General features: G+C 38.3%; 20 protein-coding genes and 1 pseudogene. 15 read left to right on the forward strand and 6 right to left on the reverse strand.

What is annotated here, in order from left to right; all coding sequences use genetic code 11:
• From darG to CXF74_RS06490, 7 genes and pseudogenes are all read left to right on the forward strand, one after another.
• Nucleotides 1-1,038, forward strand: coding sequence for a type II toxin-antitoxin system antitoxin DNA ADP-ribosyl glycohydrolase DarG (gene darG / locus CXF74_RS06460; protein WP_101081597.1), 1,038 nt, complete (start codon nt 1-3; stop codon nt 1,036-1,038).
• A 131-nt stretch (nt 1,039-1,169) separates the two neighbouring features.
• Nucleotides 1,170-1,418: pseudogene (locus CXF74_RS06465) on the forward strand (hypothetical protein); the annotation flags it as partial.
• A gap of 91 nt (nt 1,419-1,509) precedes the next feature.
• A complete protein-coding gene (locus tag CXF74_RS06470) occupies nt 1,510-2,502 on the forward strand; it encodes a transposase (protein ID WP_101081599.1) in 993 nt (330 codons plus the stop codon).
• 361 nt (nt 2,503-2,863) lie between these two features.
• Nucleotides 2,864-3,841 (forward strand): hypothetical protein, encoded by a 978-nt coding sequence (locus CXF74_RS06475; RefSeq protein ID WP_101081600.1) that lies wholly within the window; start codon nt 2,864-2,866, stop codon nt 3,839-3,841.
• Nucleotides 3,842-4,469: 628 nt separating this feature from the next.
• On the forward strand, nt 4,470-4,979 hold the full coding sequence (locus tag CXF74_RS06480) for a hypothetical protein (RefSeq protein ID WP_101081601.1): 510 nt from the start codon (nt 4,470-4,472) through the stop codon (nt 4,977-4,979).
• A 258-nt stretch (nt 4,980-5,237) separates the two neighbouring features.
• Entirely contained in the window at nt 5,238-5,726 is a 489-nt protein-coding gene (locus tag CXF74_RS06485) for a hypothetical protein (protein ID WP_101081602.1), read from the forward strand.
• 86 nt (nt 5,727-5,812) lie between these two features.
• Nucleotides 5,813-6,073 carry a hypothetical protein gene (locus CXF74_RS06490; RefSeq protein ID WP_101081603.1) on the forward strand — a complete coding sequence of 87 codons (261 nt, stop codon included), beginning with the start codon at nt 5,813-5,815 and terminating at the stop codon, nt 6,071-6,073.
• Between the two features lie 66 nt (nt 6,074-6,139).
• Here the strand turns inward: CXF74_RS06490 and CXF74_RS06495 are convergent, their stop codons facing one another.
• Nucleotides 6,140-7,015, reverse strand: a complete 876-nt coding sequence (locus CXF74_RS06495; RefSeq protein WP_101081604.1) for a replication endonuclease — start codon at nt 7,013-7,015, stop codon at nt 6,140-6,142.
• 513 nt (nt 7,016-7,528) lie between these two features.
• Here CXF74_RS06495 and CXF74_RS06500 point away from each other — a divergent pair.
• The 6 genes from CXF74_RS06500 to CXF74_RS06525 all read left to right on the forward strand — a co-directional run bounded on the left by CXF74_RS06500 (nt 7,529) and on the right by CXF74_RS06525 (nt 12,687).
• Nucleotides 7,529-8,734, forward strand: a complete 1,206-nt coding sequence (locus CXF74_RS06500) for a multidrug effflux MFS transporter (RefSeq protein ID WP_101081605.1) — start codon at nt 7,529-7,531, stop codon at nt 8,732-8,734.
• Between the two features lie 240 nt (nt 8,735-8,974).
• A complete protein-coding gene (locus CXF74_RS06505; protein WP_101081606.1) occupies nt 8,975-9,244 on the forward strand; it encodes a hypothetical protein in 270 nt (89 codons plus the stop codon).
• A gap of 85 nt (nt 9,245-9,329) precedes the next feature.
• The gene (locus tag CXF74_RS06510) at nt 9,330-9,962 is read left to right on the forward strand and encodes a LysE family translocator (RefSeq protein ID WP_101081607.1); all 633 of its coding nucleotides are present in this window, start codon (nt 9,330-9,332) and stop codon (nt 9,960-9,962) included.
• A 55-nt stretch (nt 9,963-10,017) separates the two neighbouring features.
• A complete protein-coding gene (locus tag CXF74_RS06515; RefSeq protein WP_101081608.1) occupies nt 10,018-10,578 on the forward strand; it encodes a dihydrofolate reductase family protein in 561 nt (186 codons plus the stop codon).
• A 656-nt stretch (nt 10,579-11,234) separates the two neighbouring features.
• On the forward strand, nt 11,235-11,774 hold the full coding sequence (gene abiEi, locus CXF74_RS06520) for a type IV toxin-antitoxin system AbiEi family antitoxin (RefSeq protein WP_101081609.1): 540 nt from the start codon (nt 11,235-11,237) through the stop codon (nt 11,772-11,774).
• On the forward strand, nt 11,764-12,687 hold the full coding sequence (locus tag CXF74_RS06525; RefSeq protein WP_101081610.1) for a nucleotidyl transferase AbiEii/AbiGii toxin family protein: 924 nt from the start codon (nt 11,764-11,766) through the stop codon (nt 12,685-12,687). Before abiEi ends, CXF74_RS06525 begins: the two co-directional genes overlap by 11 nt.
• A 111-nt stretch (nt 12,688-12,798) precedes the next feature.
• On the opposite strand, the gene CXF74_RS06530 is transcribed toward CXF74_RS06525, so the two are convergent.
• Nucleotides 12,799-13,542: a class I SAM-dependent DNA methyltransferase gene (locus CXF74_RS06530; RefSeq protein WP_101081611.1), complete on the reverse strand. Its 744-nt coding sequence runs from the start codon at nt 13,540-13,542 to the stop codon at nt 12,799-12,801.
• A gap of 215 nt (nt 13,543-13,757) precedes the next feature.
• On the opposite strand from CXF74_RS06530, the gene CXF74_RS06535 reads away from it, so the two are divergent.
• A complete protein-coding gene (locus CXF74_RS06535; RefSeq protein ID WP_101081612.1) occupies nt 13,758-14,237 on the forward strand; it encodes a GNAT family N-acetyltransferase in 480 nt (159 codons plus the stop codon).
• Nucleotides 14,238-14,402: 165 nt separating this feature from the next.
• On the opposite strand, the gene CXF74_RS06540 is transcribed toward CXF74_RS06535, so the two are convergent.
• Nucleotides 14,403-15,242 (reverse strand): mechanosensitive ion channel family protein, encoded by an 840-nt coding sequence (locus CXF74_RS06540; RefSeq protein ID WP_101081613.1) that lies wholly within the window; start codon nt 15,240-15,242, stop codon nt 14,403-14,405.
• 242 nt (nt 15,243-15,484) lie between these two features.
• On the opposite strand from CXF74_RS06540, the gene CXF74_RS06545 reads away from it, so the two are divergent.
• The gene (locus tag CXF74_RS06545) at nt 15,485-16,840 is read left to right on the forward strand and encodes a magnesium transporter (protein ID WP_232772460.1); all 1,356 of its coding nucleotides are present in this window, start codon (nt 15,485-15,487) and stop codon (nt 16,838-16,840) included.
• 105 nt (nt 16,841-16,945) lie between these two features.
• On the opposite strand, the gene CXF74_RS06550 is transcribed toward CXF74_RS06545, so the two are convergent.
• The 3 genes from CXF74_RS06550 to CXF74_RS06565 all read right to left on the reverse strand — a co-directional run bounded on the left by CXF74_RS06550 (nt 16,946) and on the right by CXF74_RS06565 (nt 19,937).
• The gene (locus tag CXF74_RS06550; RefSeq protein WP_101081614.1) at nt 16,946-17,416 is read right to left on the reverse strand and encodes an ATP-dependent zinc protease family protein; all 471 of its coding nucleotides are present in this window, start codon (nt 17,414-17,416) and stop codon (nt 16,946-16,948) included.
• A 17-nt stretch (nt 17,417-17,433) separates the two neighbouring features.
• Nucleotides 17,434-18,459, reverse strand: coding sequence for a succinylglutamate desuccinylase/aspartoacylase family protein (locus tag CXF74_RS06555; RefSeq protein WP_101081615.1), 1,026 nt, complete (start codon nt 18,457-18,459; stop codon nt 17,434-17,436).
• A gap of 632 nt (nt 18,460-19,091) precedes the next feature.
• Nucleotides 19,092-19,937 carry a LysR family transcriptional regulator gene (locus tag CXF74_RS06565; RefSeq protein WP_101081617.1) on the reverse strand — a complete coding sequence of 282 codons (846 nt, stop codon included), beginning with the start codon at nt 19,935-19,937 and terminating at the stop codon, nt 19,092-19,094.
• Between the last annotated feature and the right edge of the window lie 119 nt (nt 19,938-20,056).

Consider the following 20,056-nt stretch of genomic DNA (forward strand, 5'->3'; position numbering starts at 1 on the left):
ATGGCAATTAATTCTGTAAATGGCAACCTTTTAAAACAACACGATGTTGACGCAATCGTTAACACCGTTAACTGCGTAGGCGTGATGGGTAAAGGCATTGCTTTACAATTTAAGAAACAATGGCCTGCCAATTTTAAAGCTTATGCAACGGCTTGTAAAAATGAAAAAGTGAAACTAGGCAGTATGTTTGTTTATGAATTAGGCCCATTAGTAACACCTAAATATATCGTTAATTTTCCGACTAAAGGACATTGGCGAAGCGCTTCAAGACTCGTTGATATTGAAACTGGCCTACAAGATTTAGCAAAGCAAATTAACCATTTTGGTATCACCTCCATTGCCATTCCACCTATCGGTTGTGGTCTCGGTGGCTTGCCTTGGTCTGACGTAAAGCCGCTTATAGTGAAGCATTTAGGCGCCATTGAACATTTAGACGTTCGCTTATTTGAACCAAACGAAGCAATCAGCGCAACAGAAATGCTAAGTAATACCAACAAACCAAAAATGACGGCGGGTCGTGCAGCTATTCTTGCTTTATTAGAAACGTATCAATCGGTCAATTATGGTTTATCTAAGATTGAAGTACAAAAACTCGCTTATTTTTTACAAGAAGCGGGCGAGAATTTAAAGCTTCAATTCATAAAGCATAACTTCGGCCCATACGCGGATGCACTGCGTCATGCATTAAATGCAATGGATGGCCACTATATAAAAGGGGTAGGAGACGGAGTTGTTGAATCACAAATCACACCAGTTGAAGATGCACTTGCAAGCGCAAAACAGTTTTTAGCCGAATCTAATGCTGATATCAACGAACGAATTAATAGAGTAAGCGAGCTGATTGAAGGTTATCAATCTCCTTACGGTGTCGAGTTATTATCTACAGTACATTGGGTCGCAAAACATGAAAACTGCAACAATGCTAATGACGCTTTTCAGGCAATTCAGCATTGGAATGCGCGTAAAAAACAGCTTATGTCTGAAAATCATGTACAAGCAGCATGGAAGCATTTGACGACAACAGGCTGGATTAATTAGGTTCACTGCTTTTATATATTGATCAATAGGAAAAAGATCTTAAAAAGATCTGGACACCCGCAAACTTTGACTGGTTTTCAAGCTTAACCTATGGTTTATGAATGACCTGTAGGTTAATCTTGGAGGCAGTAATGACTCAATCATGCGATTCATTGATTTCACTTTCCGATACCCCTTATTACCACTGTATTTCCCGCTGCGTTCGTCGTGCTTTCTTGTGTGGCAACGATAAATACACTGGGCAAAGCTTTGAGCATCGTCGTCAGTGGGTGATTGATAGAGTCAAATATTTAACTGATGTTTTTTCTATTGAGGTCTGTGCTTATGCCATCATGTCTAACCATTACCACCTTGTGTTGTTTGTTAATGAAAAAAGATCTGAAAAAGATCTGGACACCCGCAAACTTTGACTGGTTTTCAAGCTTAACCTATGGTTGATGAATGACCTGTAGGTTAATCTTGGAGGCAGTAATGACTCAATCACGCGATTCATTGATTTCACTTTCCGATACCCCTTATTACCACTGTATTTCCCGCTGCGTTCGTCGTGCTTTCTTGTGTGGCAACGATAAATACACTGGGCAAAGCTTTGAGCATCGTCGTCAGTGGGTGATTGATAGAGTCAAATATTTAACTGATGTTTTTTCGATTGAGGTCTGTGCTTATGCCATCATGTCTAACCATTACCACCTTGTGTTGTTTGTTAATGAAGATGCGTTAGCTGATTGTTCTGACAGCGACATATGCGAACGTTGGAATAAAATCTACTCTATTTCACCACTTGTATTACGTTGGCAAAAAGGGGAGTTAAACTCAGATATTCAAAAGGAAGAAGCGTTAAACATTATTGCCGAGTGGCGACTGCGTTTATCAAGCATCTCATGGTTTATGCGCTGTTTGAATGAGTTTATCGCGGTCAAAGCGAACAAAGAAGATAAATGCAAAGGGCGATTTTGGGAAGGCAGGTTTAAGTCTCAGGCATTATTGGATGAAAAAGCGTTGTTAACTTGTATGGCCTACGTTGATTTGAATCCGATCCGCGCTAACATGTCAGCAAGTGTTGATGAATCGGAGTACACCTCGGTTTTTGAGCGGATCCATAACAAAAGCCACTACGATGACACTCAAGAGAAAAAAAGCAGTAAATCGTTAGTTAAGTTTATTGGTGCAGAGCATCAAGACCAACCACAAGGTATTCATTTTACACTGATTGATTATCTTGAGTTGGTTGATTGGACTGGGCGCATCATCAGAGAAGATAAGCGCGGTGCAATTTCAGTACAAGCTCCCGCATTGTTGAGTATACTTGGTCTAGACAGCGCAACATGGATTAGTCTAGCCAATGATTTTGGTAAAGAATACCATGGCGCAGTTGGTTCACTTGAGGAGTTAGCGCTGTTTGCTGAACATACAGGTAAGCAGTGGGTCTCAGGAAAAAATAAGTTGCGACGAATATATCAGTAAATAGTCTAAGCATCTCTCATATCGCAGTATCAGCCTTTCCGTTGAAGTTTACGATATCTGTAAATCAATAAGTTACCCAGCATGTTACTTATTTTCCTTCAAATTTACATATCATCTTATTTTTGTGACTAAATATTAGCTTTAGTTGATATCTTGTGTCGCTGTGTCTGTTAACGGATTTAAATCGTCAAAGGAAGATTGGGATGTCCTGTTCTTTTCCGGCCGGAGAAAAAGCGATTAGCATATATTCAGCTGGCCGCTTTTTCTACCTATTCAAGTTATGCACTTATTATTTGAATCTAGGTATAATTGTTAAACAAGGCTGGAGTTTCTAGCCTTTTCTATGAAATGGAGTAATACAATGTACAAGAATTTAACAGCCATAATTTTGGCAATCGTGTCATACACAACGGTAGCCGCAGAAGCGAATGTAATTAAAATTGATCCGGTTTTTGAAGAAATAACAGGAGCCGCATCGCGTAATCTTTCACCAGGTCAACGTCTGACTCAGTGGGTGTTTTTGGAAGCCCCCGCAGGTAAACGGCATTTAGTTTCAGTCAAGTATGATACTAACGCTCCAGACTATTCAACCATGGACTGTCAAGTGTATATATACACAGAGTCTAATGAGCTTTTAAAGAAGCTTAATTGTAGAACTGATGGCGAGTTTTATTTTGAAACGCCAATAACAATGAACCTTGAAAAATATAAAGTTAAGATATCAGCATACAATAGTGATTTTACAAGCGGACGGGAGCGAAAATGGTTCACAGGTAAGTTTGATTTCACATTCGGCAACAGTAATCATGTCGATAATGATTATCTCCCAATGTGGTGGAAATCGTCTTACGATCTTATTGGGGCTGATTCAATATTAGATTATGATGGTGATGGCTTTTCTATTGCTGAAGAATACTTTGGAGGGAGTAACCCTATAAGCGTTGATAGCTTTCCAGCTCATAAACCGCTACTCGAAACAAGTGAAAAGTTTTCTGTTGGAACATCGTTGAGTGTATATCCATTAAAACCGATGACAGAATGGGTAAAAATAAAGCCAGATAATAACAAAAGAATACAGTTCATTGATATGGAAGTAGAAGTCTCTGATAATGCGAAACGCCAAAGTATTAGGGCATTTGTTTATAACGAAAATAACGATCGTATTGGAACTGGCTATTTTTACTACTCTGGTAACGACTTAGCCTCCCAACGCCGATTAATTTTAGATGAGCCGATTCAAGTCGAGGAATTGAATATAAAAATAATAGGCTCTCATTATGGTTTTTCAAATCAGAGGGTGCAATACAATGTAAAATTTAACACTGTATTTGTAAAGTGAAAATAGATGGGGATAAGCATTGAATTTTGCAAAAAAATGTAAGATACAAAGTCCCAGAAACAATGGGGTCAGGAATTGTCTTTTGCTCTTTTAGGCAAAAACAAGACTTGACCCGAATGGCACTGCATTAAGGAATTTTTACTGAATAAGTTTCATTAGGAGGCTGCCAACAGCTAGGGAAAATCGTACAATTAATTCATCAAAAACCAATAAACTAGCCCTAACTGCATGACCAATTTCAGTACTAAATATTCTATAAACACAACAAAAAACAGCCCGCATTTTGACGGTGATGATTTCCTTCGCATATTAGAATCTGAACAGATTTCCACCACAATTAGAGATGCTACTTCCAAATGTCGAGAGAGGATTTTTACTCCTTAACAAAATCTGGACAGCCAAACCTTTTTTCAGTTCTTTTAATCCAATAACTTAAACAGCAGTACATAAAACAAACTAAAGCTTTCGTTTAATCACGAAAATAAGAAAATAGGTAATTTCAAAGTCGTATTTTAAATTGAATGTTTGGTAGTATCTAACATACTCATAATAAGACATTTAAACATAATCAAAAAAAGAAAATAATGAAAAAAGTATTGAAGGAAGCAATAGAACAAGGGTGTAAATTATGACACCTTTGAACAAAATTATATTGTTTATTATATTAAGCACTTCTTGGCCTGTAAGCGCCAATCAAGATATTACTTTTTCTCAGCTGAATATTGCATTAAAGGATTACTCTAAAAAAATTGAAGAGTGTGACTTGTCTAAAATACAAATCGAGATTGATCTCGTTAAAGATAAATCAGCAATTGAAGTTATTTTATCGACTCCTTCGGTATTAAGTTATTTGAATGAAAAAGCAAGGAATGAATGTTTACAGCCACAAAAGGGGTTATTAGCGGAGGCAATTTTATATACCAAAGCGGAATCCGAATCTTCGCCTGCATATAAACTTGGCCTAAATACACAAAAAATGGTATTCAAAGTACCTTTTGATGTAGAAAATAGCTTTAATGAATTAAATGATTCTCAGCGTAATACCTTACTTTCAATAAAACATATAAACTTACCATTTGATGCGTTACATCTGTATGAGTCAGCTCTAAGTAGTAGTGATTCAAATAAGGCCATGTAGCTATAAGGCATTTAAACGGAACTAAAACCGTTGGTTAGGTTTCGCTACACATTATAACCCAAAATTTTAGTCCGTTTAATATGGGCGCCACTCTATTCCTCCTGTTAATTTTTTACTTTATATTTACAAGTAAAATTAATTTCAATTAAAAGCATTATTTAAGTAGTCCCTTTGTAAATAATAGTGTTTTTTAATGATGTTTCTAGGTAAACTTACATTTTATCAATAAGTTAACTTTTTAAAATAGGAAGTAAAAATATGTCACTAGTAATCAAAAAATGGTATGCAGGAGAAAGTGAAAATGAAGATGGTAATTTCGTTCACCTTGTTGGAAGGGAAGCAGGTCTTCTTTCTTGGTTATTATCTTTATTTAAAATTGATCCTACAAGTGAAGTTGAAATAAAAGACAATTTATTAAAGTTCACATCATCTTCGTTTGCTGGTCAGGAAAAACGAATTATACCAATGAATTCAATAACATCAGCATATTATGGTTACGAAAAGCCTTGGAAAATGGCTTTAGTACTAGGAACTTTATTTATGCCTTTATTTTTTCTTGGTCTAATAATTGGTCCTTTATATTATATTTTAAATAAAAATTTAACTGTGGGTGTTGTTGAAGCATCAGGTTGGGTTGGCTCATTTTCTTTCAAGCGTTCAATCATTGAAGGGCAAAATATAAATGAAGAAGAGGCATACCAAGTAATTGAGGTTATCAGGTCATTAATCGAAGCTAAAACAGCCTAATAAGAAGTTTAAACGGAAAATAACAGCGGGCTGTCAACTGTTATTTTCCGCTTAGCTAAGCGTTACGTGACAATTGAGATGTTCATATGGATATAATTAATTACCTTAAACAATACACTTTTTTAGTGTTAGGCATTGGATATTTACTTCTTTTTTTTGGCTCAATATATGGGCTTATCGTTAGTGAAGTATCTATAAAATTTACCTCCAATGCTCAATATCATATTGTTTTAAATGGATGGGTGAAAAATTGGACATTTGGCTTAGGGTTCTTACTAGCAATAGGTATAGCTTCTTATCCGATATTATCTGGTTTATATAAAGCTTTAAGCAATGCTAATAGTTAGACCATATACAAGAAATTTAAACGTAACAAAAATAGTTGGCCATCGCTTCGCGATTTCAGCCTGCTATTATGCCCCCTTTAATAAACCACTAATAACCCTCTTCTTCACCTCATAACTTATTTTAAGCTCATCAAAATCACCATCTAACCAAGTTCTAGACAGTTTCATCCTTTCAATACGCCTTTCATCCCCAACAATTCGGTCGCTTAAAATAAGTGCCCCTCCTGCGGTTAAAATTCGATCCTCAAACTCATCAATAATGACACCTAACTGTCCAGCTTGGTCAATAACTGGCTGTTCAACCGCCTCAACTTTACTCTGCGTACAGTTATTGACAGTACTCCAAGGGACAAGCTGACGCTTGCAAACCCCATCGTTCCTTGCGTTGCTGGTTTTTCTTGTGATTTCCCACGTTCCTTCTCGAGTGACTTTTTCAACACCCAAACAAATAACACCATTCGTTCGTGTAATTGTTTCACCATAGCCATTCTCAACCTGTTTATACGTAAGTGAGACAGGTGCTAACGAACGAGGGCAAAAGATGCCTCCCATTGCTAAGAGGTACATTGACCAGTTGCCAATATCCGCACTATAGCGGGCTAATTCGAGTGGGTGCTTCTCTTGTTTTAGATCGAGAAAGGATTTTATTACAGAGGTTTTTACCGTTTCTTCCGAGTGGCCTTCAGCTTCTTCATCACTTATTTTAATATTGGTACTTGGCAATCTTCGTAATTCACGCCATACACCAACAGGTGCCCCACCTATCTGTTGAAATTGTCGAATACCCCACAGTGAAGCCCATGCACAGGCAGAAAGCGCATCGTCTTTTGCTGAGCCATCTAGCTTGTAACCATCGATGTTTTTAGCGATATATTTAGCAATATACCCCGTGGCACTGCCCTTGCTTTTATCAATACGTATATATTTAAAGCGTCGCTCCATAAGTCGCGTAGCTTTCTTTTAATGAGGGAAATACCTTAATTTAATTCTAGGTTTCAACACAGAGCGCCTAAATAGTATTCAGTACATTTAAAAGTACCAAAATAGAGAATGAATTATTAATTGAATAAATAAAATTTAAACATTATTAACACTTGTAAATAACTCCATAATTTGGAATAAAATTAAACTTCCCAAAATTAATGGTTCAGCGCTAAAAGAACAAAGTAACATTACCTAAATTCAAAATTTTATATTTAATATTTCACCTGTTTCTTTAAAGGTATTATTTAACAGCATGTTACGATTTTAATGTTTAAAGTTATTTTTTCAATAAAAAGAAAACTCAGGCTGAACTCAGTTCAGTCTTAAAGTATTAATGACACTTTAAGCTGTCTACCGTTTGAGGCGTATTAATAGGGATATTCGTTTTAGGACAATCACTATTGAAAAAATGCCACTTCTGTTCAATTCTTACTTGCACTACACTGCAGGCCTAAATTCCTATAAGAGTAAATAATGACACGTCTATTACCTATCCTCATGTTTATGGTGGTTTTAAGCCCACTGGCCATTGATATATACCTACCTTCTATGCCTGAAATGGCGGCTGAATTTAGTGTTTCTGATGCACAAATCCAATCCACATTAGTCTTGTTTATGCTGGCGATGGGTATTGGTCAAATTTTAATTGGTCCATTAGCGGATCGATTCGGGCGTAAACCTATCGCGTTATTTGGCGTTTGTTTATACATCGGCAGTAGCTTGTTTGCTGTTTTTGTTACTGATTTTCAGTATTTACAGTTAGCACGTGTTTTACAGGGAATCGCGGCGTGTGCGACCTCTATTGTGGTCTTTAGTGCCGTGCGTGATAGTTTCTCTAATGAGAAAAGTGCGCATTATTACAGTTACTTAAACGGCGTTATTTGTGTCATACCGGCTTTAGCACCGACATTAGGTGGCTTGTTAGCATTGCAGTTCGGCTGGCGTTCAACCTTCTTGTTTATGGCCGCCTATGCAGTATTGGTACTATTAGTTGTTGCTTTTAAACTACCTGAAACACGCCCTAAAAATACAGTGACGAGTGGTGCGTTATACCGCTGGTCTCGTTATCAGCCTATTTTATCGAACAGTCATTTTGTGTTTTATGCAAGTGCCTGCATGGTCGCAATGGCCGCTATTTTAACCTATGTTTCTTACGCGCCAAGTTGGGTTATCAAACATTTAGGCTTATCAGAAATGACCTTTAGTTACCTGTTTGGTGTGAATGCGATTATTAATATCGGCGCCTGTTTTATTGCCCCTTGGGTGATCAAAAAATTGGGTAAACGTCATACGGTATTAGTGGCGTTATGGATGATGATCGCATCGGCATTAGTCCAGTTAGCAGTACAAGCATTACCTGCACCGAGTAGCTTAATGGCTGCCATTTACTTTATGTCGCCGATGTTATTGTTATGTATTGGTTTTGCGTTATTACTTGGCCCTGCAACAAGCATGGCACTGAGTGGTTTTGGAGAGCGTGCCGGTACGGCAGCTGCACTATTAGGCTGTATGCAAATGAGTGGTGCTGCGTTATTAACTGGCGCTGTGCAACAAACTGATTTAACGGCACCTTATGCAAGTGCTTTAGTGATTGGTGGCGGGGCGATAGTGTTATTAGTGATTATGTCGTTATCGCGTTTTAACCATTGGCATTATGAGCAACACGTCGCTGCTTAGGGTTAACCTTAGCGCTTCTAAAGCCCCTTATTTCAGACGAAATAGGGGGCTTTTTTTTATTCAAATTTTACAGTGGTGATGATGATTAACCATCCCTTATTGCTTCATAAAAGGATAATAACAAAGTTAAACCGCTACATAGCTGTAAAGGTAAGTGCTTGGTTTTTTGTTGATGTTTAAATTGCAAACACTTGTTTTTATGCATAATATGCCATTATGTTATTTATTAAGGAGTGTTACATGATGCGAATTATTAGAATGTTTTTAGCTTTGCTACTCATTGCTTTTATAGGTTATCTATTTTTTAGTGGCAATATTGCAGCTGCTATCGTGACGTTAATGGCGAGTGCTATTTTTATTCCCATCGTCATGCACCTAACGAATGGTGGTCTTTTTTCCGGGAGTGCATTGAATGGCACTGCGTCTTCATCAAATGATGGAGGTAATAGCGGACAAGGTAGTGCTCATGGTGGAGCCGATGGTGGTTCTGGCGGTGGTGATGGTTGTTAATAAAACATCACCGATTACTTAAACGGAATAAAAACCGTTGATCATTACAGCGCCAAAATAATTTACATCTATCAAGGAAGATCTGATGATACCATTTGAAACACTGATGCTTTTTCTCGCCACTACCTTTGTGGTGGTACTTTCGCCAGGACCTGCAGCCATTGCCGTCACCGCAGAGTCTGCATCTCATGGCTTTAAGCGCTCTTTTTTAGTTATATTAGGCATCGCAATCGCCAACGTAGTTTTCTTTGTTTTGTCAGCAACTGGCATCGCGGCGCTATTAATTGCCTCGCATACACTTTTCTCGATCATAAAATGGGTGGGGGTGGCATATCTTCTGTATCTTGGTTTTAGTGCCATATTCAGCCAAGCGGGCCCTTTGAGTATTAATCCAAGCAGAAATAAAAAAGGCCGTGCATACAAAGTGTTTTTAAAAGGCTTTGTTTTAGAGCTCTCTAACCCCAAGGCGCTTTTATATTTTTCGGCATTGTTGCCTCAATTTATCGACATATCAAACCCCATTCTGCCCCAGTTAGCATTGCTCTGTTTAATCACGCTGATGTTAGATCTTTTTTGTTACTCGCTTTATGGCTATTTGGGGTTCAAATCAATCCGTGTGGGTATAAAACCTGCGATTATTAAATTTATTAATCGTTCAGCTGGCGCCATGCTCATTTTTGCAGGAATAAAAATGGCATCCCTAGAAAATGAAAAATGAAAAGTAAAAAGGTTAAATTGAACAAATAATCTTAAATTTAGAGAGAGAATCAACGATGAAGTGTTCCGTATATATTGCAACCAGTGCCGATGGGTATATTGCTACTTTAGAGGGGGGCGTTGATTGGCTTCATACTGCAGGTAATTTAGAGGCTGATATGAGCCAAAATCCAGACATGGGATTCAATGATTTTATCGCATCAGTCGATTGCATGGTGATGGGGCGTAAATGCATGCAAGTCATTTCCAGCTTTAATTTAACGCCTGAGCAATGGCCTTACGGGGATAAAAAGATCTACGTATTAAGTCACTCCATTAAAGAGCCACCTGAAAACCTCCGAGGTAAAGTCGAAATGTATTCAGGTGACATTCCCAAACTAATGAAGATGCTTGAAAATGACGGTTTTAAACACGCCTACATTGACGGTGGTACAACGATTACCTCTTTCATTAACCTACAACTGATTAATGAAATGATCATCACTAAAGCCCCTGTTATTTTGGGTGAAGGGGTTCCTCTTTTTGGTAAAATTAATCAGCGTATTAAATTGGTAGATGCTACCTCTAATGCATTCCCTAATGACTTTATTCAAGTTAAATATGGTATCAATTACTGATAACGATAAGTCCTTTAGACGGGGCTGGAATACACGGCAAGTGCATTATAATTAGCACTCAAAAATACGTGTTGCTATCGCGTTGTTCTCTATTATTTCAATAAAAAACTACCACGAAGCCACTTCGTGGTTAATTTCTTTTGAATTTATTTCAATTGTTTAATCGCATTTATAATGTACTTACCCTGTGCAGGAATACCTGAGCCCCGTTCATCAGCAAGTTTTGCACACAGTTTTAATTCGCTTAATGCGGGCGTTGAGGCTGTAGAAAAACTTGGCTTTATAAATTCACGTTGATTTTTAATTTTAACTAATTGTTTCTAAAGTAAATAAAATCCATGGGAAGTGTGTTTTCTGAAAAATAGACACTCTACAGCCTCGTTATGAAGTAGTGAGGATTATCGAAGAATAATGTTTAACTTAGGTGCCAGATGTTTCGAAGGTCGCGGGAGTTGCTTTCATTCTATATATCTAGCCAGCGAATAAGTGCATCAAAGCTTCCTTTATAAATGTAGGGTTAATCACTTGAGTTTTTAGAGTCGACTTAGGTAGTGAGTTAACCTGCTTAAACCTGTAATAACTAACCACTCAATGTATTGAATAACATTAAATGGTAAGTTAAACTGCCTATAACTGTAATAAGTGGGTACTTAATTATGAAGCAAGCATTAGCAATTCAAAGACTAAATGAATTAGATAAGAAAGGGCGTTATGTTTATATGCATCGTGATTTGTCTAAAATTTTTCATGAAGACTCTCCACGGTCACTTACCGATAGCCTTGCTCGTCTAGTTAAGGGAGGCGTTATAGAGCGAGTGGCGAGGGGCGTTTATGTTTACGCGTTATCTCGACATAAAAACACCTCGAATACTCTCGATTTGATTGCTACCACCTTAAGGCGTGGAGAGTATAGCTATGTCAGTTTAGAGTCTGCCTTGTCATCATATGGTGTAATTTCCCAAATCCCAATCGACAGATTAACTCTAATGACGACTGGGATTAAGGGGGAATATAAAACTCCTTATGGAGTTATTGAATTTACGCATACTAAGCGTGCTGTGATGGATGTTCTTACTCATATTTTTCAGACCAATAGACCACTAAGAGTCGCATTAAAGGCTACAGCACTGAGAGATCTAAAGCGAGTTGGTAGAAACAACCATTTAATTGATATGGAGGCAATGTATGACGACTAATCAAGAAAACTTTAATTATTTAGTTGAAAGAGCTATCGAAGAAAATGGAGGTTCAAGCAATAAGCCTGTAATCGAAAAAGAACTACTACACTACGATATTTTGTTTGCACTCGACCAAGCTGGTATGTTGGATGATGTAGTGTTTCAAGGAGGAACGAGCCTTAGATTATGCTACGGTTCTAGCCGATATAGCGAAGATCTCGATTTCGCTGGTGGTTATGATTTCAACAGCGAGACATTATCTAAAATGAAAGATGTTATCGAAAAATATATTGGCGACAGATATGGTTTGGAAATTACAGTTAAGGAGCCGAACTCGCTCAAAGAAGATCCTAAATACGCAGAGTTAAAAATTGATAAATGGCAAATAGCAATCGTAACAGCGCCAGAGCAAAAACATATTGCAAAACAAAGAATCAAACTCGAAGTTGCTAATATTCCTGCTCACACGAAAGTACCTCTCCCTCTTAAGCTGAATTATGATTTCTTACCAGATGGTTATCGAGATACGCTTATTTATGTTGAGCCATTAGAAGAAATTATGGCAGATAAAATTATCTCGCTCCCTGCTACTCAAAGGTATGTTAGACATCGAGATATTTGGGATCTTATGTGGTTGCAGCAAGAAGGGGCTACGATCAATAAAGAGTTAATTGAGAAGAAAATTATCGATTATAAGATAGAAGGGTTTATGGGAATGCTTGATGCTAGAATTGCTTCAATTAAAGACATTGTCAATGGTTCAGATTTCGATCAAGAAATGAAGCGATTTTTAAGCCAAGAAGCTTATGACCGTACCTTAGGCAAAGAGAAGTTCCGTGAGTTTTTGATATCAAACTTAGTCGGGTTGCTTTCGTCAGCTAAAAAGGAACTGAGCGGGAATGCTGATAATGAAGCAGGTTTCAGGTTTTAGTGCCAATATAGCAACTATTTTTGTCCACTTAGCACTGCGTTTTGTATTTGGTGAGATCCTGCGACGGTATCATGCAAAGCGTACTCGCCATTGCATGATACAAATCAGCGTTTAAATCTTTACGCAGGTGAAAATGGCGTTGCCAGAGGTCTCATCCCAAGGGACTATTTTCTCATAATCATGCTCGAAAATGTGCACTTCAAAGTAAGGTTTAAGCATTTCTGTCAACTCATCAAAACTGAAAGCAACCATTGGGTGCTCGTCATTCCACAGTTGCGTTTCTTCATCGTTTGTTTTTTCAATGCTCAGTTGCAGCGACTGCTTTTCGCCATCACCACAGTAGTTCCAACCAGAGCGGAAGGTGAACACATTGTTTTCTTGCTTCGCGGTGTGTTTTATAAATGAGTCGTTATTGATTTTGTTTTTGTCGACCACATTAAAGCAGAAAATGCCATCAGCCTTTAACGCGCGATGTACACTTTTGATGCATTCTTTCAATTTTTCAATGCCATCGTTGTAGTGGATGGAATACAAGAAACAAGTGATTAAATCCAGTGGCTCAGCGACCTTAAATTCACTCATGTTTTGCAAAGAAAATTGTGCTTCAGGACAGCGAACGGTTGCTATATCTAGCATCGGTTGATTAAGGTCAAGGCCATGACTTTGGTAGCCAAAATCAATAAAATGACGTACATGTGGACCCGTTCCACAGCCTAAATCAAGGTGTGTGTTTCCATCGTTACCGAAAATCTGGTGTAGTCTGCGAATGGAGCTACTTTGTGCTTTGTAATCGATGTCTGCACACATTAAGTCGTAATAACTAGAAAGGTCAGTATATAGGGCGTTTTCGGACATGTTATCCTAGTAGTATCAGCTGAAATATTGGGTGGCGCATTGTAAACTAATCATTAGACTTTGCGAAGTAGATATAACGAGCAGCCTTGTTGATAAACAGAATAAATTAATCAACAACGAAAAAATACAGCTGGCTATCTTGCTTCGCTACACATTTTAAGCCACTATTTTTGTCCGTTTAATGCGGCATTAGGTGCCATTCCAATAGGTGTTCCATGGATATTAAATTTGAATCAATTGATATAGAGGTTAATTTTTTCCATTGTTTAGAGTTTCGTCGTGATTCTTACTTTTGTAGTTTTGGTACTTATACAGGTTATGAAGATTCTATTGTTGGTTATGAAAAGCGAATGCGTAAACGCATTGATGAGAGCAATTGGTATTATTTTCATATTTGGTGTGGGAGTGAGATTATAGGTCAGTTAGAATTCAGAACATTTTCAGATTTACCTGAAACTGGTTATGTTCATTTAATTTATATTGTCTCTAAATATCGAGGTTTAGGTGTTGCTAAATTAGCACAGAGCTTCATTATCAATACCCTAATTACGAATAACTGTAAAAATGCAATGCTGTCAGTTAGTCGTACAAATAAACGTGCAATTAAGCATTATAAACGCTTCGGGTGGAAATACTTAAAACCCAACCCTAAGCATGAAGCAATGGATTTCTATGTGTCTCAATTAAGCATATAACAAGAACTTTATACGGAACCTGATTTTCCCCCGCTTTAACGGACACCAAAATCTAATTAAATATGAGGTGTCTTATGCAAAAGTACAATAATCCCAAACGCGTTCTGTAAAGAGCAATTGACCATATAGCCAATTGCTCTTTAGTTACCTTTCGCTTTACCTACTTTATTTACACTTAACGGCGCGGCTATTCTCTATTTCTTGATACCAGCAGTGCATTAAGTCTTCGGTTAACTTTTGTTCTATTTCGATGGCCATTTCAGTTGGGCAGAAAATAGTAAACATAATTTTAGTTTCACCTATGTCAGTCGTACCCACAGAAATAGTCGGGTGAGGACCATGAATGTTAATACCTAAACGACTTTCAATTAAATGATTGTAACGTGTGGCTACATCAATAAAGTCAGCACAGTACAAGTCTGCTTTTGCTCTTAATTCATTAATAAATAGAAACGGGTTTACCTTACTGTCACGGATAACATTAAAGTGATGCATGGTATAACGTTTTAAAAAATTCAAATTTTTAATCGGTGCTGTGATCAAATAACTATTAGGTAAATACAAGGTTTTACCCGTGTATTGATAGTCATCGACATTCACTTCCAAAATCGCGACTTTTGCCCAATCTAATTCATTCACTTCACCGGTATAATTGCCCACTTGGATCCAGTCTCCAATACGAAAAGGGCGACTTGAGATTAAGTAAATAAAGCCAATCACACATTGAATAAATTCTTTGGTTGCAATCACTATCGCCATCATAAAAGCAGCAATAGACAATGCAAACTTTTGCATTTCATCGCCCCACAAATAAAAGAAGTAGATTAAAAACAAAACGCTAAATAGATTGTTTAATATATTAATTAATAATCGTTTGTCTTCTTTTTTGTTTTTTGCACGGTTACGTATGACATATACGAAGCCATATTTACAAATAATCACAACGATAAAACCGATGATGGTCATTAATAATTTGCTGTGCAAAAATTGGGTAAGCGTTAGCATTTCTCTCTCTTATAAAGTAGTTAAGATGATTTTTCAAAAGGGGCAGTCTACGCTTCTCATTTTTCGCGGCAAACGAAAAATGTTGCATGGTGTGATAAAAAAAATTGCTTAAGAAGTGATCATTAATCGTTGATAAAAATCCGCTTATTAGGTTATTTTAAACTCGGGCAAATGCCTGTTATGCTTTATATACTAAAGTCAGATAAACAATAAAATTCGTTATTAAATCAGTAGGAAAGAACATGGTGTCATTTACTAAACAAACCTATTACATCGAAAAATTATCCGCGCTTATTGAGCAGGAGCAAGACTTAACGCCCTATGTCGCGAAGATTGAAGATACCTTAAGCAGTGAGCAAATCGCTATTTTATTGGAAGCTTTTCCAATTGAAGAGCGTCTTCTTATTTGGGCTGCTTTTAATGCTGAGACACAACAGCAAATATTCCTTGAGATGCGTACTGAATCTCGAGAGATGATTTTAAACGCCTGTGAAGACGAACAATGTTTTCCGCTGTTTGAAAAGCTGGATGCCGACGAATTATTAGATATATCTGACGAACTCAGTGACCGCTTTGTGTATTATGCCGTCTCTAAAATGACCGCTAAACAGCGTGGTTTATATAAAGAGGCAGAGGAATATGCCGCCGATGAAGTGGGTCACTGGCAAGGTTTTGATGACTTACAAGTGCCAGCAAGATTAAAGGTCTCTGCGGTTAGAAAGATATGCTCAAAGACATTACCGCCATTGTCGGAAGTTTTTTATGTGACAAATGCCGATGCGGTGTTATTAGGCGAAGTGCCAATCTCTAAAATCATCAGCAGTAGCAGTGATAATGAGCAAGCCATTAGTGAACTGATTCAAGGGGACTATGAAACCTTGCTAGTGACGGAAGACATTTACCGAGCTGCCGAAAAAGTGATTGCCTCAGGAAAAGCGGCACTTGCTGTTATTGATGGTTCAGGTTGTTTAACGGGGCGCTTAGGGTTAACCACAGCTTACGAAGTGAAAGATCAACAAATTGAAACACAAATATTACAATCGGGTGGTATTACGGAAGAGGAAGATCTGTTCTCGAACGTTTGGACCAGTAGTAAAAAACGTGCGCTTTGGTTAGGGGTTAATTTACTGACTGCCTTTTTAGCGTCTTGGTTTATTGGGCTGTTTGAAGGCACGTTACAGCAAGTTGTTGCTTTAGCGGTATTAATGCCGATTGTGGCGTCGATGGGCGGTATTTCGGGTAGTCAAACATTAACACTGATTATTCGTGGTTTGGCGCTAGGACAAATCACCGAAGCGAATCAACGCCAAATCGTCTTAAAAGAGTTTAAGGTGGGAGTGATTAACGGCTTTTTGTGGGCCTCTGTTATTGCGCTGATTACTTACCTTTGGTTTGCAAATCCATTGTTATCATTAGCTATTTTTATCGCTATTTTGGGTAACATTATGATTGCGTCACTGTCGGGCGTTTGGGTACCTTGGACACTGACTAAATTGAAGATTGATCCGGCGTTATCGGGCTCAGTACTGTTAACGACTGTGACCGATGTATTTGGTTTTATTGCATTCTTAGGCTTAGGGACATTATTCCTAACGTAGTTTTTATTAGCGCTTACTGATAACGAATGAATAAAACCGCGCTCAACAAAAAGGCCTGCATGTAATTAACATGCAGGCCTTTTTAATTAGTCTGTCTTAATAGCGCTATTCTGTAATGCTGCAGAAGGGCGGTAAATGTGTCACTTCAGACGCGATGAAGGTTTGGCTAGGGTCCACTAAACAGTGGTCGCCCATTGCTTCACGGCCTAATAACATCAGATAATTCATATCAGAGCGGTTGGTTAAAGTAATTTCAATCGGCCAAGTATCATCCCCTAACTTGATCGGTGTTTTGATAACATAACGTTGTTCACTGCTGCCATTCGATGACTTTATCGTGCGTATATCGGCGATAGGTGAGGTACAGTTTACGATTCTATTCACGTCATGCACATCTGGGTGAATATCAAAACTCACATAAGGTTTGCCTGACTGGCTAAATTTCACAATATTATCAACGTGTAACGACGAGGTTTTTGCGCCTGTATCTACGCGTACCTGTAAATTAATAATCGCCAGTTCAAGTAAATCAATCGACTCTAAACGCCCTATAATCTTTTTATTTAATGTTTCCATTACGCTTTCCTCTTTCTCTAACTGTCATCACCACCAAGATGTAAATCATCTTGTACGGTTTCTATAAAGCCACTGATCTGTTTGTCATCTTCTTCAAAATACGCAATATGGAACATCGCTTCTCCCTCTTGTACTAAAGGAATATTTTGTTGACCCACAACAATACCGGCACGATTGGCAATCACTTTGCTGATGATTTCGCCATAAGGGCTACCAATTTCAGCCAGTACATCACCTTCTATCACTTGTGAGCCTAAGGCGACACAGTGATTGACAATACCACTCGCGTTGGCGCGTAACCATTGGCTACTGTTGGCAATGAATGGCGCTGTTTTTTTCTTTTTTGGCTCACTACTTTTACGTAACATGCCTAAGTGTTTGAGCACATTGGTAATACCTTTCATGCCGGCGCGAATTGAAAATTCATCAAAACGTAATGCTTCACCTGCTTCGTATAATAATACTTTTGTTTTGTTTTTAAGGGCTGCACCGCGTAATGAACCATCAATAATATCGGCGTTTAATATCACCGGTACGCCAAACTCCTGCGCTAGTGTTTTTGTTTCACTATCGGATAAATCGGCTCTAATTTGTGGCAGATTTGAACGGTGAATAGCACCGGTATGTAAGTCGATACCATAATCACAATGTTTTACTATTTCGTTTAAAAAAGTATGTGCAACTCGACCCGCTAATGACCCCTGTGGGGAGCCGGGAAAACAACGATTTAGGTCGCGTCTGTCGGGCATATAACGGCTTTGTTGCACCACACCATAAACGTTCACCATAGGTACGGCAATCACGGTGCCTTTTTTAATATTAAACTTTTTTTGACTGATTAAGCGTCGAATAATTTCGATGCCATTAAGCTCGTCTCCGTGCACCGCTGCGCTAATAAAGATAGTTGGTCCGGGCTTTTTAGCGCGAATAATATGTACCGGTAAAGAAACATCTGCATCGGTATAGAGTTTAGCGACAGGCAATTCAATTTTACACTGCTGCCCTGGTAATATTGAAAACTCACCAATTTGTAAGACTTGCATAATGTGATCATCCTAGTTGTAATAATTATCTGTGGTGCAGATCGCTTGATTTATTTCTTGGTTATAAGCATCACGTTGTACTCACTTATATTCAGGGCTGCAGTGTATCGACAGAAGTAAGAACAATAAAACGATAAATTTTATGATGTTTAATCAATTTTTTTTGTTAAGGCGGGACGATATAAGGCGTTATTTACGGCTGGTTTTGGGGATGATTACTTTGATTGATTACTTAGGTGTTTGCTTGTTTTTAAGGTGCGAGGAGGGGATGTCTCTGTTGAGCGTTTGTTGCTAACGCCAAAACACTGCAGGACTGAAGTCCCACTTCCAAAAAATGATACTCCACTGCAACATTCATTTGGAAGTGAGCCTTTAGGCTTGCGGTTGTTGCTGAGTCCACAACCCCTGCAGGACTGAAGTCCCACTTCCTAAACAGTGGGCTAGCAAAGATCACTTGGAAGTGAGCCTTTAGGCTTGCGGTTGTTACTGAATCCACAAAGCCTGCAGGACTGAAGTCCCACTTCCTAAACCGTGCGCTACCAGAGAACACTTGGAAGTGAGCCTTTAGGCTTGCCGTTGTTGCTGAGTCCACAAAACCTGCAGGACTGAAGTCCCACTTCCAAAAATGGCGCTTATGAAACTTCAGGGAAAAACTGAATGGCTTCCTCTACCAGTGTTTTCTTTTGGCTTCGAGCAAGGTAAATAGCAAAAATTTCACGTGAATAAACGGGTGCGTCTTTCACTAAAAATAAGCGTTTATCTTGGATATGTTTATAGGCCAATTGCATCGGCATGTAAGCACAGCCACCGGCTTCTAATATAAAATCTAAGGCGACACTGGGTTGGCTCATATAGTGTCTTGCAGTTACTGTGTCTTGAAACGCACGTATGTGTTGGGCATTCACCGATTCGCCATAATCGACCATGACATATTCAGAAAGCGTTTGCTGGTGGATGTTTAAATGTTCGGTGGTTGAGACTAAATGCAATGGCACCGTGGCGACTTTCTCTGTGATCAGCTCATCGACAAAAGGGGTATCGAATAAAAAGGCAATATCAATCACGCCATTGAGCACGCTGCGGCGTAATTCAATCGGCGAGTTGGTATTGGTTAACAACCCCAAATCATGCTTATTGCAATGCAGTTTATATAACCATTTATGTAAAATAATATCCCAAATAGACATGATAGAACCAATGGCAAGTTGCTCAGAGGTATTGTCGGCAACGCCCACATCTTGTTTGGTTTTCTGCCACATAAAAATCAGTTCATTGGCATGTTTGATTAAGCGATGTCCTTCAGAGGTGAGCTTGAGATTTTTTTGGCTACGATCAAACAGCAATACACCTAATTCACCTTCCAATAATTTAATACGCGCACTCACTGCAGATTGAGTAATAAATAACGATTCCGATGCTATGCGAAAATGTAGGGTCCTGCTGACTTCCAAAAAGGTGGTTAATAATTCTATTTTCATGGCTTACCCTTAATCAAAATTTTTTGTCATAGTAATCGAAATAATGAATTTTATTATAAATCAATTTGCTTTTACACTGCACGTCTTAAATGAGGAACGTGAGAGACGTCATCATTAAC

Source organism: Psychromonas sp. Urea-02u-13, from assembly GCF_002835995.1.
Lineage (GTDB): Bacteria > Pseudomonadota > Gammaproteobacteria > Enterobacterales > Psychromonadaceae > Psychromonas.

Excerpts from the sequence above, each read along its gene's own strand:
- darG (WP_101081597.1), top strand. The coding sequence starts at position 1 with ATGGCAATTAATTCTGTAAATGGCAACCTTTTAAAACAACACGATGTT.
- CXF74_RS06480 (WP_101081601.1), top strand. The coding sequence starts at position 4,470 with ATGACACCTTTGAACAAAATTATATTGTTTATTATATTAAGCACTTCT.
- abiEi (WP_101081609.1), top strand. The coding sequence starts at position 11,235 with ATGAAGCAAGCATTAGCAATTCAAAGACTAAATGAATTAGATAAGAAA.
- CXF74_RS06555 (WP_101081615.1), bottom strand. The coding sequence starts at position 18,459 with ATGCAAGTCTTACAAATTGGTGAGTTTTCAATATTACCAGGGCAGCAG.
- CXF74_RS06540 (WP_101081613.1), bottom strand. The coding sequence starts at position 15,242 with ATGCTAACGCTTACCCAATTTTTGCACAGCAAATTATTAATGACCATC.
- CXF74_RS06565 (WP_101081617.1), bottom strand. The coding sequence starts at position 19,937 with ATGAAAATAGAATTATTAACCACCTTTTTGGAAGTCAGCAGGACCCTA.
- CXF74_RS06475 (WP_101081600.1), top strand. The coding sequence starts at position 2,864 with ATGTACAAGAATTTAACAGCCATAATTTTGGCAATCGTGTCATACACA.
- CXF74_RS06485 (WP_101081602.1), top strand. The coding sequence starts at position 5,238 with ATGTCACTAGTAATCAAAAAATGGTATGCAGGAGAAAGTGAAAATGAA.
- CXF74_RS06545 (WP_232772460.1), top strand. The coding sequence starts at position 15,485 with ATGGTGTCATTTACTAAACAAACCTATTACATCGAAAAATTATCCGCG.
- CXF74_RS06505 (WP_101081606.1), top strand. The coding sequence starts at position 8,975 with ATGATGCGAATTATTAGAATGTTTTTAGCTTTGCTACTCATTGCTTTT.
- CXF74_RS06515 (WP_101081608.1), top strand. The coding sequence starts at position 10,018 with ATGAAGTGTTCCGTATATATTGCAACCAGTGCCGATGGGTATATTGCT.
- CXF74_RS06525 (WP_101081610.1), top strand. The coding sequence starts at position 11,764 with ATGACGACTAATCAAGAAAACTTTAATTATTTAGTTGAAAGAGCTATC.
- CXF74_RS06495 (WP_101081604.1), bottom strand. The coding sequence starts at position 7,015 with ATGGAGCGACGCTTTAAATATATACGTATTGATAAAAGCAAGGGCAGT.
- CXF74_RS06530 (WP_101081611.1), bottom strand. The coding sequence starts at position 13,542 with ATGTCCGAAAACGCCCTATATACTGACCTTTCTAGTTATTACGACTTA.
- CXF74_RS06510 (WP_101081607.1), top strand. The coding sequence starts at position 9,330 with ATGATACCATTTGAAACACTGATGCTTTTTCTCGCCACTACCTTTGTG.
- CXF74_RS06535 (WP_101081612.1), top strand. The coding sequence starts at position 13,758 with ATGGATATTAAATTTGAATCAATTGATATAGAGGTTAATTTTTTCCAT.
- CXF74_RS06550 (WP_101081614.1), bottom strand. The coding sequence starts at position 17,416 with ATGGAAACATTAAATAAAAAGATTATAGGGCGTTTAGAGTCGATTGAT.
- CXF74_RS06470 (WP_101081599.1), top strand. The coding sequence starts at position 1,510 with ATGACTCAATCACGCGATTCATTGATTTCACTTTCCGATACCCCTTAT.
- CXF74_RS06490 (WP_101081603.1), top strand. The coding sequence starts at position 5,813 with ATGGATATAATTAATTACCTTAAACAATACACTTTTTTAGTGTTAGGC.